Origin of the sequence: Sphingomonas sp. Ant20, assembly GCF_000783375.1 — a bacterium.
Taxonomy (GTDB): Bacteria; Pseudomonadota; Alphaproteobacteria; order Sphingomonadales; family Sphingomonadaceae; genus Sphingomonas; species Sphingomonas aerolata.
On record NZ_JRVI01000156.1, the window covers coordinates 1 to 13399 of the forward strand.

Annotated in this window: 9 protein-coding genes and 2 pseudogenes; 3 read left to right on the top strand and 8 right to left on the bottom strand. The window is 67.1% G+C overall.

The window, feature by feature from the left end; translation table 11 throughout:
- Positions 1 to 90: 90 nt before the first annotated feature.
- A complete protein-coding gene (locus NI18_RS16275) occupies positions 91 to 1026 on the bottom strand; it encodes a TraB/GumN family protein (RefSeq protein WP_342211154.1) in 936 nt (311 codons plus the stop codon).
- Positions 1027 to 1160: 134 nt separating this feature from the next.
- Here NI18_RS16275 and NI18_RS16280 point away from each other — a divergent pair.
- The 3 genes and pseudogenes from NI18_RS16280 (at position 1161) to ppdK (ending at position 7069) form a co-directional block, all read left to right on the top strand.
- Positions 1161 to 2001: pseudogene (locus NI18_RS16280) on the top strand (glycine--tRNA ligase subunit alpha).
- A 124-nt stretch (positions 2002 to 2125) separates the two neighbouring features.
- On the top strand, positions 2126 to 4342 hold the full coding sequence (gene glyS / locus NI18_RS16285; RefSeq protein WP_037531474.1) for a glycine--tRNA ligase subunit beta: 2217 nt from the start codon (positions 2126 to 2128) through the stop codon (positions 4340 to 4342).
- A 63-nt stretch (positions 4343 to 4405) separates the two neighbouring features.
- On the top strand, positions 4406 to 7069 hold the full coding sequence (gene ppdK, locus NI18_RS16290; protein ID WP_037531477.1) for a pyruvate, phosphate dikinase: 2664 nt from the start codon (positions 4406 to 4408) through the stop codon (positions 7067 to 7069).
- Between the two features lie 204 nt (positions 7070 to 7273).
- Here the strand turns inward: ppdK and NI18_RS16295 are convergent, their stop codons facing one another.
- From NI18_RS16295 to NI18_RS16320, 7 genes and pseudogenes are all read right to left on the bottom strand, one after another.
- The gene (locus tag NI18_RS16295) at positions 7274 to 7675 is read right to left on the bottom strand and encodes a hypothetical protein (protein ID WP_037531480.1); all 402 of its coding nucleotides are present in this window, start codon (positions 7673 to 7675) and stop codon (positions 7274 to 7276) included.
- 54 nt (positions 7676 to 7729) lie between these two features.
- Positions 7730 to 8725, bottom strand: coding sequence for a type II secretion system F family protein (locus NI18_RS16300; RefSeq protein WP_166746147.1), 996 nt, complete (start codon positions 8723 to 8725; stop codon positions 7730 to 7732).
- Between the two features lie 7 nt (positions 8726 to 8732).
- Positions 8733 to 9704 carry a type II secretion system F family protein gene (locus NI18_RS16305; protein WP_031441588.1) on the bottom strand — a complete coding sequence of 324 codons (972 nt, stop codon included), beginning with the start codon at positions 9702 to 9704 and terminating at the stop codon, positions 8733 to 8735.
- A 53-nt stretch (positions 9705 to 9757) separates the two neighbouring features.
- Positions 9758 to 11049, bottom strand: a pseudogene (locus NI18_RS16310) (pilus assembly protein CpaE).
- On the bottom strand, positions 11049 to 11312 hold the full coding sequence (locus NI18_RS28100) for a CpaD family pilus assembly lipoprotein (RefSeq protein ID WP_347574872.1): 264 nt from the start codon (positions 11310 to 11312) through the stop codon (positions 11049 to 11051). The pseudogene NI18_RS16310 and the gene NI18_RS28100 overlap by 1 nt, the downstream one beginning before the upstream one ends.
- Complete coding sequence (locus tag NI18_RS16315) at positions 11219 to 11683, bottom strand: CpaD family pilus assembly lipoprotein (RefSeq protein WP_347574873.1); 465 nt, start codon at positions 11681 to 11683, stop codon at positions 11219 to 11221. The genes NI18_RS28100 and NI18_RS16315 overlap by 94 nt, the downstream gene beginning before the upstream one ends.
- A 35-nt stretch (positions 11684 to 11718) precedes the next feature.
- Complete coding sequence (locus tag NI18_RS16320; protein ID WP_037531483.1) at positions 11719 to 13311, bottom strand: type II and III secretion system protein family protein; 1593 nt, start codon at positions 13309 to 13311, stop codon at positions 11719 to 11721.
- Positions 13312 to 13399 lie beyond the last annotated feature (88 nt).

Consider the following 13399-nt stretch of genomic DNA (forward strand, 5'->3'; position numbering starts at 1 on the left):
GGGCGGGTGTGCCCGAAACGCCGTGCCCTCACCCTTCCGTCGCCTGCGGCTCCTCCCTCCCTCTCCCCGAGGGGAGAGGGATTCGGTCGCTCAATACTGCACCCGCTCCGCCTTCACCCCGAGCTTCGCCAGTTGCGCCTGAACGCTGTCCTGCCCCGCCAAATGCCCCGCGCCGACCGCGACGAACACCGTCCCCGGCGACTTCATCCGGTTCGCGACCCACTCCGCCCATCGGGCATTGCGATCGACCAGCAGGACCTTCGCCACCTCGGGCGAATCCTTCAGGCTTTCGTTCATCTCCTTGGCGAGCGCCTCGGGATCGCCCTTCGCCCATTCGTCGACCATCGTCGCCATCGTCGTCTCGAGCTTGGGGAGTTCGTCGATCGTGCTGCCGAGGAACTGCAGCTGTGCCTGTTGAGACAGCCCGCCGAAATAGCCCAGCTGCTGCTCCGCCGTCTCCAGCCCCGTCACCGGCTTGCCCGCCGCCTTGGCCGCGGCAGTGATGACCTGCTCGGGCCCGTTCGCGGCGTCATAGCCAAGCTTTGACAGCGGCGCGATCGACAGGTTGGTCGCCGCGAGCCAAGGCCGGAACCGGTCGAACGCGTTCGCCGGCAGCCCCAGATCGGTCACCGCCTTGGCATAGGCCGCGCGCTTGTCCGCCGGGATCTGCTCGGTCAACGTCGGCCCGTCCTTGGTCACGCCGGTTGCCATGACCAGGGTCTGCATCTTGGCGGGATCGGGCATGACCAGTTCGAGTACGACCTGCTGCGAGCGGTCGAACGCGGTCTTCACCGCCTCGTCGAACCACGTCATGCCGGGTTTCAGCACATGGATCGTCCCGAACAGATAGATCGTCGTGTCCTTGTCCTTCACCACCCACAGGGCGGGATCGGCATCGTTGGCGGCCTGCGCGGGTTTGGGCGCGACCTGTGCACAGGCGGGCAGCGCGAACGCCATCGCGATGGCGGACAGCGTCGAGCGCAGCGGGGCGGATCGGAGCGACGCGAGTCGGGAAAACAGCTTCAAGGGGAGGGCATCCTCATCGTTGGTCGGCCCCATGTAGGATGCGCGATCGCAACGCACCACTTGCCTCGCGCACCCCCATCCGCCAAAGCCCGCGCGTGACCCAGCCCCTGAAAAAGCCTCTTAGCTTCCAGCGCATGATCCTCACGCTCCATGACTATTGGAGTGATCACGGGTGCCTGATCCTGCAGCCCTATGACATGGAAATGGGTGCGGGCACCTTCCACACCGCAACGACGCTCCGCGCGCTCGGGCCGAAACCGTGGAATGCCGCGTTCGTCCAGCCCTGTCGCCGGCCGACCGACGGCCGCTACGGCGAGAACCCCAACCGGCTCCAGCATTATTACCAGTATCAGGTGATCCTGAAGCCATCCCCCGCGAACCTCCAGGAGCTGTACCTCGGGTCGCTCGCGGCGATCGGCATCGACATGCTCAAGCACGACATCCGCTTCGTCGAGGACGATTGGGAGAGCCCGACGCTCGGCGCGTGGGGGGCTCGGCTGGGAGGTCTGGTGCGACGGCATGGAGGTGACGCAGTTCACCTATTTCCAGCAGATGGGCGGCTTCGACATGAAGCCCGTCGCGGGTGAGCTGACCTACGGGCTCGAGCGGCTGGCGATGTATATCCAGGACAAGGACAGCGTCTACGACCTCGCGTTCAACGACGCCGGGGTCACCTATGGCGAGGTGTTCCTGGAGAATGAGCAGGAGATGTCGAAGTGGAACTTCGAGGTCGCCGACACGGACTCGCTGTTCGACCAGTTCCGCAAGCATGTCGCCGAATGCGAGAACAGCTTGAGCCACAAGCTGCCGATCCCGGCCTATGAGCAGGCGATCAAGGCCAGCCACATCTTCAACCTGCTGCAGGCGCGCGGTGTGATCTCGGTCGCCGAACGCCAGGCCTATATGGGCCGCGTCCGCGACCTCGCCAAAGGCTCCTGCGCTGCGTGGATGGACAAGCACGGATGGGCGGCATGACCCGTCCTCGTGCCGCAGGCTGTATCTCTTCTTCTCTCCGCGTCCTCTGCGCCTCTGCGCGAACAGAATCTCGCGCAGAGGCGCAGAGAGCGCAGAGTGTTTTTGCTCCGACCGGTGAGCCCGAATGACCGACTTCCTCCTGGAGCTCCGCTCCGAAGAAATTCCCGCCCGCATGCAGGCGAAGGCGCGTGAAGACCTTGCCAGGCTGTTCAGCGCCGAGCTCGCCAAGGCCGGGATCGCCACCAGCGATATCGTCACTTACGCGACGCCGCGCCGCCTGGCGCTGATCGCACGCGACCTGCCGATCGAGACCGCCGCCGTCTCCGAAGAGGTGAAGGGCCCCAAGACGTCGGCACCCCCGCAGGCGCTCGAAGGGTTCCTGCGCAAGACCGGCCTCACGCGCGAGCAGCTGGTCGATCGCGGCGGCACGTTCTTCGCGGTCACCGAAAAGCCCGGCCGCGCCACCGCGGACGTGCTTGCCGAGGCGATCCCCGCGATCGTCCGCGCGTTTCCCTGGCCCAAGTCGATGCGCTGGGGCGATGCCTCCGCCAGCACCGAATCGCTGCGCTGGGTCCGCCCGCTGCAGGGCATCGTCGCGCTGCTCGGCGAGACGATCGTGCCGTTCGAGATCGCCGGCATCGCAAGCGGCGCTGCCACGCTCGGCCACCGCTTCCACCATCCGTACCAGATCACGATTGGCGGCGCGCACGACTATGTCGAGAAGCTGCGCGCCTGCCACGTCATCGTCGACCAGGACGAGCGCGCGACGCTGATCCGCGATCACGCGCGCGAGGCGGCGATGCAGGCCGGGCTCGAACTGATCGAGGACGAGGGCCTCGTCGCCGAGAATGCCGGGCTCACCGAATGGCCGATCCCGCTGCTCGGCCGGTTCGATCCCGCGTTTCTCGACGTGCCGCCCGAGGTGATCCAGCTCACCGCGCGCGTGAACCAGAAATATTTCGTCTGCCGCAGCGCCGACGGGACCCTAGCGAACGCGTTCGTCTGTACCGCTAACATCGCTGCGCACGACGGTGGCGCGAAGATCGTCGAGGGCAACCGCAAGGTCCTCGCCGCGCGTCTGTCGGATGCGAAGTTCTTCTACGACACCGACCTGAAGATGCCGCTCGAAGAGCAGGCGGATAAGCTCGAGAAGATCGTCTTTCACGAGAAGCTCGGTACGGTGGCGGACAAGGTCGACCGCGTCGCCAAGCTCGCACGCTGGTTGGTCGAAGAGGGTATCGTCGGGGGTACGAGTTCGTCCTCCGCTACCTCTTCGTTCCCCGGCGAAGGCCGGGGCCCAGTTGGGGACGGCGCCTTGGCTGAGGCCGTCGCGTCGTCACAACAGCCTTCCCACCTGGACCCCGGCCTCCGCCGGGGAACAGAAGAAGCGCCCGAGGTCCGGGCGGAACTCGCCACCCTCGCCGAGCGCGCCGCGCGTCTCGCCAAGGCGGATCTCGTCACCGGCATGGTCGGCGAGTTTCCCGAATTGCAGGGCCTGATGGGCGGCTACTACGCCGCAGCCCAGGGCGAGCACCCCGCCGTCGCCGCCGCGATCCGCGACCATTACAAGCCGGTCGGGCAGGGCGATGATGTCCCGACTGACCCGGTGACGGTCGCGGTCAGCCTGGCGGACAAGCTGGATACGCTATTCTCGTTCTTTGCCGTGAAGCTATTTCCAACTGGCTCGAAAGACCCGTTCGCTTTGCGAAGGGCCGCTCTGGGTGTCTTGCGGACGATTCAAACGGCCAATCTCAAATTCAAGATCGACGCGGCAGCTCGCGCCTGGTCTGGGGAAGAGAATGCTGCGCTCGGTATAGTACTCTCCGACTTTCTGCATGATCGCCTCGGCGTTCAGCTGCGCGAAGCCGGCATCCGCTATGATTACGTCCAAGCTTCCACCGGTTGGGGCACTGGAAGCGACGACCGCATTGATCGGGTCGAAGCGCGGGCCAAAGCGCTTGCGAATTTTATATCGACCGAGGACGGGAAGAACCTGCTCGCCGGTTACAAGCGCGCCGCCAATATCCTGAAGAAGGAAGCCCCTTCTGCTCCCCCTCTCCGCGCAGGTGAGAGGGAGCAGTATGCGCCCGAACCCGCAGAGGCCGCGCTCCAGTCCGCGCTCGACGCCGCCGAACCCCGCGCAACTGCAGCAATCGCGGGCGAAGATTTCGCCGCGGCGATGGCCGCGCTCGCATCGCTGCGGGCGCCGATCGATGCGTTCTTTGATAGCGTTATCGTCAACGACCCCGATCCCGCCAAGCGCTCCGCCCGTCTCGCGCTACTTGAGCGTATTCGCGCCGCAGTGCACAACGTCGCGGACTTTTCGAAGATCGAGGGCTGACCCGCCCCGCCTGCAAAGACAATCTCTGCCGCCTTGCGCGCAACAACACCTAGAGGACCTGCGATGACCCAATATGTGTACCGTTTCGGCGGCGGTGTTTCGGACGGCGGCAAGGGCGACAAGAACCTGCTCGGCGGCAAGGGCGCGAACCTCGCCGAGATGGCGTCGATCGGCCTGCCGGTGCCCCCGGGCTTCACGATCTCGACCGATTTCTGCGCGGTCTATTATGACGAGGGCGGCCAGTTCCCGCAGGGCCTGCGCGACGAGGTCGTGACCGGCCTCGCGCATATCGAGGGCGTGACCGGCAAGGTGTTCGGCGACGCCGCCGACCCGCTGCTCGTTTCGGTCCGCTCGGGTGCCCGCGCCTCGATGCCGGGGATGATGGACACCGTCCTCAACCTCGGGCTCAACGACGAGACGGTCGAGGGCCTTGCCGCCAAGGCCGAGGACGCGCGCTTCGCGTGGGACAGCTATCGCCGCTTCATCCAGATGTATGCCGACGTCGTCCTCGAGCTCGATCACGGCGCGTTCGAGGAAGCGCTCGAGATCGCCAAGGAAGACCAGGGCTTCACGCTCGACACCGAGCTGAGCGCGGACGACCTGCGCGCGCTGGTGACCGAGTATAAGGGCCTTGTTGAAAAGCTCTGGGGCAAGCCCTTCCCGCAGGACGTCCACGACCAGCTCTGGGGCGCGGTCGGCGCGGTGTTCGGTTCGTGGCAGTCGGAGCGGGCGAAGGTCTATCGCCGGCTCAACGACATTCCCGCCAGCTGGGGCACCGCGGTCAACATCCAGGCGATGGTGTTCGGCAACATGGGCGACACGTCGGCGACCGGCGTCGCGTTCACGCGCGATCCGTCGAAGGGCGACCGCGCCTATTACGGCGAGTTCCTGATCAATGCGCAGGGCGAGGACGTCGTCGCGGGCATCCGCACCCCGCAATATCTGACCAAGGTCGCGCGCGAGGACGCCGGCGCCAAGGCCGCCTCGATGGAAGAGGCGATGCCCGAGGTGTACGGCCAGCTCGCGGGCGTGTTCGACACGCTCGAAAACCATTACCGCGACATGCAGGACATCGAGTTCACGGTCGAGAAGACCAAGCTCTGGATGCTCCAGACGCGCGCGGGCAAGCGCACCGCCAAGGCCGCGCTCAAGATCGCGGTCGACATGGCGAATGAGGGCCTGATCACGCGCGAGGAAGCGATCCTGCGCGTCGAGCCGATGGCGCTCGACCAGCTCCTTCACCCGACGCTCGATCCCAATGCCAAGCGCGACGTGCTGACCAAAGGGCTTCCCGCCTCGCCGGGCGCGGCCTCGGGCGCGGTGGTGTTCGATGCGGATGCGGCGGAGAAGAAGGCCGCCGACGGCGTCGCGGTGATCCTCGTCCGGACCGAAACCTCGCCCGACGACATTCATGGGATGCACGCCGCGCGCGGCATCCTGACCGCACGCGGCGGGATGACCAGCCATGCGGCGGTCGTCGCACGCGGCATGGGGCGCCCGTGCGTCTCGGGCGCGGGGACGCTGTCGATCGACACCAAGGCGAAGATCATGCGCTGCGGCGGCCGCGAGGTGAAGGAGGGCGACCTGCTCACGATCGACGGCAGCACCGGCGAGGTGATGATCGGCGCGGTCGCGACCGTGCAGCCCGAGCTGTCGGGTGATTTCGGCACGCTGATGACCTGGGCGGACGAGGTTCGTCGCCTCAAGGTCCGCGCCAATGCCGAGACGCCCGAGGATTGCCGGGTCGCGCGCGAGTTCGGCGCGGAAGGCGTCGGGCTGTGCCGCACCGAGCACATGTTCTTCGAGAGCAGCCGCATCACCAACGTCCGCCAGATGATCTTGGCGAGCGACGAGAAGGGCCGCCGCGCCGCGCTCGAGAAGCTGCTGCCCGAACAGCGCAAGGACTTCACCGAGATCCTCGAGGTGATGGCCGGGCTGCCGGTGACGATCCGCCTGCTCGATCCGCCGCTCCACGAATTCCTGCCGCACGAGGAGTCCGAATTCGCCGAAGTCGCGACCGCGGCCGGGATCGACGTCGACACGCTCAAGCGTCGCGCGGCCGAGCTGCACGAGTTCAACCCGATGCTCGGCCATCGCGGCTGCCGTCTCGGCGTGACCTATCCCGAGATCTACGAGATGCAGGCGCGTGCGATCTTCGAGGCGGCGGTCGACGTCGCGGAGAAGTCTGGCGCGGCCCCGATCCCCGAGGTCATGATCCCGCTGGTGGCGACCCGCCGCGAGCTGGAGCTGATGAAGGCGGTCGTCGACAAGGCGGCGCAGGCGGTGTTCGCCGACAAGGGCCGGACGATCGAATATCTGGTCGGCACGATGATCGAGCTGCCCCGCGCCGCGCTGCGCGCAGGCGAGATCGCGGAAGTCGGCGAATTCTTCTCGTTCGGCACCAACGACCTGACGCAGACGACGCTGGGCGTCAGCCGCGACGACGCGGCGCGGTTCCTCGGCGCCTATGTCGAACAGGGCATCTATGCGAAGGACCCGTTCGTCAGCATCGACGTCGAGGGTGTCGGTGAACTGATCGAGATCGCCGCAGAGCGTGGCCGCAAGACGCGCTCGGGCATCAAGCTCGGCATCTGCGGCGAGCATGGCGGCGACCCGGCGAGCATCGCGTTCTGCGAGAAGGTCGGCCTCGATTACGTCTCGGCCAGCCCGTACCGCGTGCCGATCGCGCGGCTCGCGGCGGCGCAGGCGGCGCTGAACAAGCAGTAACCAACCACCCCGGCGGAGGCCGGGGCCCAGGTGGAATGTCCAGAGTAACTAGGGACCCTCCACAGTTACCAAACATTCCCAACTGGGCCCCGGCCTCCGCCGGGGTAGTGCAAAAGAGTGTTTCCCCGCGAAGGCGGAGATCCAGAATGGGCTCCCGCCTCGCGGGAGAACAAAGTTTTGGGGGGGACGGCGCCCCCCGAACCCTCACCGACGCTGGTTGAAGTCGAACCAGCCGCGCTTGGTGCCGTCGGTCGCATAGCCCGGCCGCCCCGTTGCATAGCCGTCCGAATAGGCCACATCCCGATCCCGAGAGACCGGCGCCGCCGTCGTCCGTGCGACGGGCGCTGCCATTGGGGCCGCCACCGGCGCTGCCGCTGCCGCCTTCACCAGCCGCGCATTCTCGTGCTCCGCCTCGACCGCACGCTGTTCGGCGGCACTCGCGCGCAGGTCGGTCTCCTTGCGGGTCGCGCCATGCGCATCGCGCTCGGCAAGATAGCGCGCCTTCCACTTCTTGCCGCCGGGATGGCTGGCGAGGCCCAGCAACCAGCCCGCGATCAGGACCAGCCCCAGTGCGGCGAACTGCGTCGGTGTGGAAAACAACGGCATCGTGAAAACCCTCCTGTTACGGGGGCTCAACGAACCGCTGCGGCTGGGGTTGCCTCAGCTCTTGAGCAACGCATCCGAGATCGAACAGGCCGCGGGCCCGAGGATGACGACGAACAGCACGGGCAGGATGAACAGGATTAGCGGCACGGTCATGATCGCCGGCAGCCGCGCGGCCTTTTCCTCGGCGCGCATCATCCGTTCGTTGCGAAATTCGTTCGACAGCACGCGGAGTGCCGAGGCGAGGGGGGTGCCGTATTTTTCGGTCTGGACCATGGTCGTGACGACGCCCTTCACCGCGTCGAGCTTGACCCGGCCGGCGAGATTCTCGAACGCGCTGCGCCGGTCGGTCAGGAAGCCCAGTTCGATCGCGGTCAGCGTGAATTCCTCGCCCAGTTCGGGATAGGCACGGCCGAGTTCGCGCGCGACGCGGTGGAACGCCGCATCGATCGTCAGCCCCGCCTCCGCACAGATCACCAGCAGGTCGAGCGCGTCGGGCAGGCCCTTGCGGATCGCATCGGTGCGCTTGGTGATCTTGTTGTCGAGATACAGGTCGGGGGCCTTGTAGCTGAGGATGAAGCTGACCGCGACGAGACCGTATTTCTTGAGCGGGCTCCACGTCGCGAAGCCGTCCGTGCCATAGACCCAGATGACCATCGCGCCGCCGATCACGATCGGCAGGACGAGCCGGCCGAAGATCACCGCGGGCGCCCATTCCTTCGACCGGATCCCCGCCTGCGCCAGCTTGACCTGGACCGCCTTGACCTGGCTGTCCTGCAAGACCTTCATCGACGACAGCCAGCCGCGCATACGGTCGGCGGCATCGTGGCGCTGCACGAGCTTGGCGCGCCGCTTGGTCGACGCCGTGATGCCCGCTTTCAACTGTTCACGACGATCGTTGAGCGCCTTGACCCGCTTGGCCATCGGATCGCTGACCGTGGTGGCGGCATAGATCGCCACCATCACCGCGAAGGCGGCGACTCCCGACAGGATCGTCGCGACCCACAGGACGTCGAATCCGAGCAGCATAGGTCCGGCGGTCTCACCCATCATCCTGCTCCTAAATCTCGAAGCTGATCATCTTGGACATGATGAACGACCCGATCGCCATCCAGCACAGCCCGCCCATGCCGATCACCATCAGCCGCTCGTCGATGAAGAACTTCTGCATGTACGTCCCGTTGATGAACCAGATCAGCCCGAACACGATGAACGGCAGCGCGCCGATGATATAGGCCGACGCCTTGGACTCGGACGACATCGCCTTGATCTTCAGCTTCATCTGCGCGCGCATCCGCAATACGTGGGCGAGATTGGCGAGCGTCTCGGCCAGATTGCCGCCGGTCTCGCGCTGGATCGCGATGGTGATGACGAAGAACTGGAATTCGGGCGTGCCGAGCCGGTCCGCGGTCTCCTGCAGCGCGACGTCCATCGTCCGGCCGATCTTCATCTTGTCGCTGACCGATCGGAATTCCTCGCCGACCGGACCGTCGACCTCGGCGCCGACGACGCCGATCGTCTCGCTGATCGGCAGACCGGAGCGCAAGCCGCGCACCAGCAGCTCGATCGCGTCGGGAAACTTCTGTGTGAACTTGGCTACCCGGCGCTTGAGGACCTTGCCGACCACCAGATGCGGGATGCCGATGCCGACGAACAGGCCGACGAACAGCGCGAGGAAGATCGGCATGCCACGCACCAGCATCAGGAACGCAACGACCAGCGTCAGCCCCGCGGTCGCCATGCCATATTGTCCGACGGTCCAGTCCTTGCCGGTCATCGCCAGCCGCTTGGCAAGCTCGGCACGGTTGGGCAGGAACCGCCCGACCGCCAGATCCATCCGCGTGTCGCCCGCCATCGCGATCCGGCGCATCTGCGCCTCGGGCATGGCGACGCCGTCGCCGTGGCGCAGACGCAGCGACGCGACCCGGCGTGTCTGCGCGCGCCCGGTGGAGGGACCGGCAAAGGCGAACACCAGCAGGCCGAGCACGGTGCAGCCGCCCAGCGCGACCATGATGACGGGAAGCATGTCCATCGCCGCCTAGGCCTTCCGTGGCCGATCGGCGTGCATCCGCGGCCGGCGCGGCGTCACGACTTGACCGCCCGCTTGGCCATCAGCCCCTTCAGGTCGCTGAACTTGCCGAGCAGCGAGACGCCGCCCGACCGGCGGGGCGTCTTGGCGCTCGCCGCCTCCGTGCCGGTGGCATCGACCGCGACCATCAGTTCGGTGACGAGCGCGACGATCGGTACGATCTCTTCGACGTCTTGCCGGCCTCGACGATCGGCTTGCCGAGCTTGGCGGCCTGCGCCGCGAGCTTCTGGTCGAACACCACGACATGATCGATCCGCCGCTCGATCGAGCCCTCGAAATCCTTGCGACTGATCTCGAGCTGGCCGCCGGCATGCATCCGGTTGGCGAGCACGAGTACCCGGGTCTTCGGCGCGTTGGACTTCATCCATGACAGCAGGCGGATCGTGTCGCGCGCCGCCGCCAGCGTCAGGTCGGTGATGAGCACTGCGAGGTGGACCTCGCTGATCAGATGAGGATGCTGGACCAGCATGCCGCGCGGCAGGTCGACGATGGTGCAGTCGAACGCCGCACACATCTCCTCCTGCAGCTGGTAGAAGGCGGCGCCGTCGGTCATCAGCGGCGCGTTGATCGGCGCCTCCGCGCTCAGCACCGACAGCTTCTCCGACGCCTTGACCATCGCGCGCTCGATGAACAGCCCGTCGATCCGGCTCGGATTCTCGATCGCATCGGTCAGTCCGCGGCCCGGCTCGAGATCGAGCGACAGCGCGCCGGTGCCGAAATGCACGTCGAGATCGAGCAGCGCGGTCGCGCGCTGTTCCTTCTCCGCGATCAGCCAGGCGACCGACGTCGCGATCGTCGATGCGCCGACGCCGCCGCGCGTGCCGATGATCGCGATCGAGCATTGCGGACGCGCCGGGGCATGTTCGACATGTTTGGGCGCGCTGAGCATCGCCTGCGCATGGCCGAACGCCTCGCGCAGCATGTCGGGGTGCAGCGGCTTGAGCAGATAGTCCTGGATCCCGCTGGCGACGAGATCGCGGTACAGCCGGACATCGTTCACCTGGCCTGCCGCGATCACCACCGTGCCGGGCTCGCACACTTCGGCCAGGGCGTTGATGTCGTTGAGCGGATCGCCCGATTCGGCGAGGTCGACGAACAGGATCTGCGGGCTGGCGGACACTGACAGCGACTGGATCGCGTTGCGCAGTCCGCCCTTGCTGACCTTGTCGACCGACCAGCCGAGCTCGGCCGCGATCGGGCGCAGCGCCTCGGCGGTCGCCTCGTCGCAGACATAGGCGGCGAAGGGTTCGCGGTGCGCGATGCCTGCGGGCTTCCAGGGTGCGTTCATCACTTGCCCCCTGCGGTTTCGGACCGCAGCGCGTTGTTTGCGCCGGTCGGCACCGCGCGGCGATACACATCGATCGCCTTGAACGAGGAGGCCGGGTCATAGGTCTCGGCGTCGCCGGAGCCGCGGACGAGATCCTCGGGCCGCGCGACCATCGCCGCGAGGTTGCGGTTCATCGCGCACCCATAGTTGGACGAGGTGTGGCTGGCGATGTCGATGCTCGCGTCGCGCGACCAGTCGGGGCAGCCGGGGACATCGGCGCGCATCCGCGTGACGACGATCCGGATCGCGCCGGGGCTGACCGGCGCTGCGTGACCGGGGTGTCGGGGGACAGCAACAGGCCATAGCCCGCGACGACGTCGGCGATCTCCGCGCGCGCCATCGGTGCTTCGCCCGCAGGATCGTCGATCGCGACGCGGTCGCCATAGCCGACCCGCATCGTCGTCATCCAGCCCGCCAGCCGCCGCGCCTCGCCCTGCGCCAGCGTGCCGCCGGCGGTGCCGAGGTCGAGCGCATAATTGGCGCGGCTCACGACCGGCTGGTGGACCGATTCGAGACCGCGATTCTCGGTTCCCATACAGCCGCCGAGCAGCAGCGCAGATCCGAGCGATAGCAGCAGGATCGGGTGTTTCGTCATCGTGCGAAGTCCTTGAAACATGGCGCGGCGCGGGATCAGTTGGAGAAGCCGGGCATCGGTGCGGCGCCCTTGCTCGTCTTCGGCTTGGTGCCCGTCTGGATGGCCGGCTGCTGCGGGTCGCGAGTCGGCATGGGGCCGATCGGCGCGGCAGCGCCGATCGCGGGGTTGGCATAGCCCATCGGCGCGACGCTCGGCACCGGCCGGCGCCCGCCCGTCGTTCCGCCGCCGAGATCGCCGAGCAGGACCCGGCCGGCATCGGTCGGTGCCTTGTAGCCGTCGGTGGGCAGCGCGATGTCCGCCGGGTTGTTGACCGGCTTGACCAGATAGGGGGTGATGATCACCACCAGTTCGGTCTCGTTGCGCTGGAAGCTGTTGGAGCGGAACAGCGCGCCGATGATCGGCAGGCTCGCGAGCCCCGGCGTCTTGTCGTAGGTGTTGTTGTGGTTGTTCGACAGCAGCCCGCTGATCATCATGCTCTGGCCCGAGCCGAGCTCGACCGTCGTCTCGGTCCGCCGCGTCGTCAGCCCCGGCACCCGCGTGCCGTTCAGCGTGACCGCGTTGGAATAATCGAGCTGCGACACTTCGGGGCGGACGCGCAACGAGATGCGACCGTCCGAGAGCACGGTCGGGGTGTAGGCGAGGCTGACGCCATATTGCTTATACTCGACCGACACCGTGCCCAGCGCCTGCGCGATCGGGATCGGCACTTCGCCGCCCGCGAGGAACGTCCCGGTCTCGCCCGACAGCGCGGTGAGGTTCGGGTTGGCGAGCGTGGAGACCTGTCCGGTCTGCTCGCCAAGGTCGATCGCCGCGAGCAGGTCGAGCCCGAGCAGGCGCCCGGCCATCCCGATCGTGGAGCCGGTGGTGGACTTGGCAGGGAAGCCGAACAGCGTGTTGCCGGGCACCGCGCCGTTCGCGTCGATCGCCGCGCCGGGAACCCCGACGACGCCGGGGACCGTGGTGATGGTGCCTTGCCGCCCCTGCGCGATGTTAAAGAGGAAATTGCCCGACCCGCGGCTGGTCAGGTTGACGCCGATCGTCTTGACGAAGCTGCGCGAAACCTCGGCGACGCGGACCTGCAGGTTGACCTGGAGCGGCGTCGCGGTCTTGAGCCGCGACAGGACCTTGGTCGCATCGCCGACGAAGGCCTGGACCAGCCGTTCGGCCTCCGCTGCATCCTCGGGCGCGGCGACCGTGCCGGTGAGCAGGACCAGCCCGTTCATCGGCGTCGCGACGACCTGCGCATCGGGCATCGCCAGCCCGAGCATCTGCTGGACCGAATCGAGATTATTGCCGACTCGTACCGTCGAGCTGTAGACGATCGCGCCGCCCTTGGCGGTCGCCGAGATCGTCGTCTCGCCGGTCTTCTTGCCGAAGATGTAGAGCTGGGTCGGCGAGCGGACCTGGACGTCGGCGATCGTGTCGTCGGCGACAAACAGGTCGCTCATCGGCCGCGACAGCGTCACCAGTCGGCCACGCCCGGTATTGACCTGAACCAGCCCAGCGGGAGCGGCCGAGACCTGCGCCTGCGCGATGGCCGGCGCGGAGGGCGCGGTACCTGCCGCGGCGAGCACCGCGGCGAACGACCAGCCGAGCGACGCCCGCATCCCTGTCATGCTCGTACGCATCTTACTTCCCCCCCACCGGAACGATGGTCATGCTGTTGCCGCGGGCGACCCGGACGACCGGGCCCGACGCGATCGCGCCCGAAGGGGC

Excerpts from the sequence above, each read along its gene's own strand:
- NI18_RS16305 (WP_031441588.1), bottom strand. The coding sequence starts at position 9,704 with ATGGACATGCTTCCCGTCATCATGGTCGCGCTGGGCGGCTGCACCGTG.
- ppdK (WP_037531477.1), top strand. The coding sequence starts at position 4,406 with ATGACCCAATATGTGTACCGTTTCGGCGGCGGTGTTTCGGACGGCGGC.
- NI18_RS28100 (WP_347574872.1), bottom strand. The coding sequence starts at position 11,312 with ATGCGCGCCGATGTCCCCGGCTGCCCCGACTGGTCGCGCGACGCGAGC.
- NI18_RS16315 (WP_347574873.1), bottom strand. The coding sequence starts at position 11,683 with ATGACGAAACACCCGATCCTGCTGCTATCGCTCGGATCTGCGCTGCTG.
- NI18_RS16300 (WP_166746147.1), bottom strand. The coding sequence starts at position 8,725 with ATGATGGGTGAGACCGCCGGACCTATGCTGCTCGGATTCGACGTCCTG.
- glyS (WP_037531474.1), top strand. The coding sequence starts at position 2,126 with ATGACCGACTTCCTCCTGGAGCTCCGCTCCGAAGAAATTCCCGCCCGC.
- NI18_RS16295 (WP_037531480.1), bottom strand. The coding sequence starts at position 7,675 with ATGCCGTTGTTTTCCACACCGACGCAGTTCGCCGCACTGGGGCTGGTC.
- NI18_RS16320 (WP_037531483.1), bottom strand. The coding sequence starts at position 13,311 with ATGCGTACGAGCATGACAGGGATGCGGGCGTCGCTCGGCTGGTCGTTC.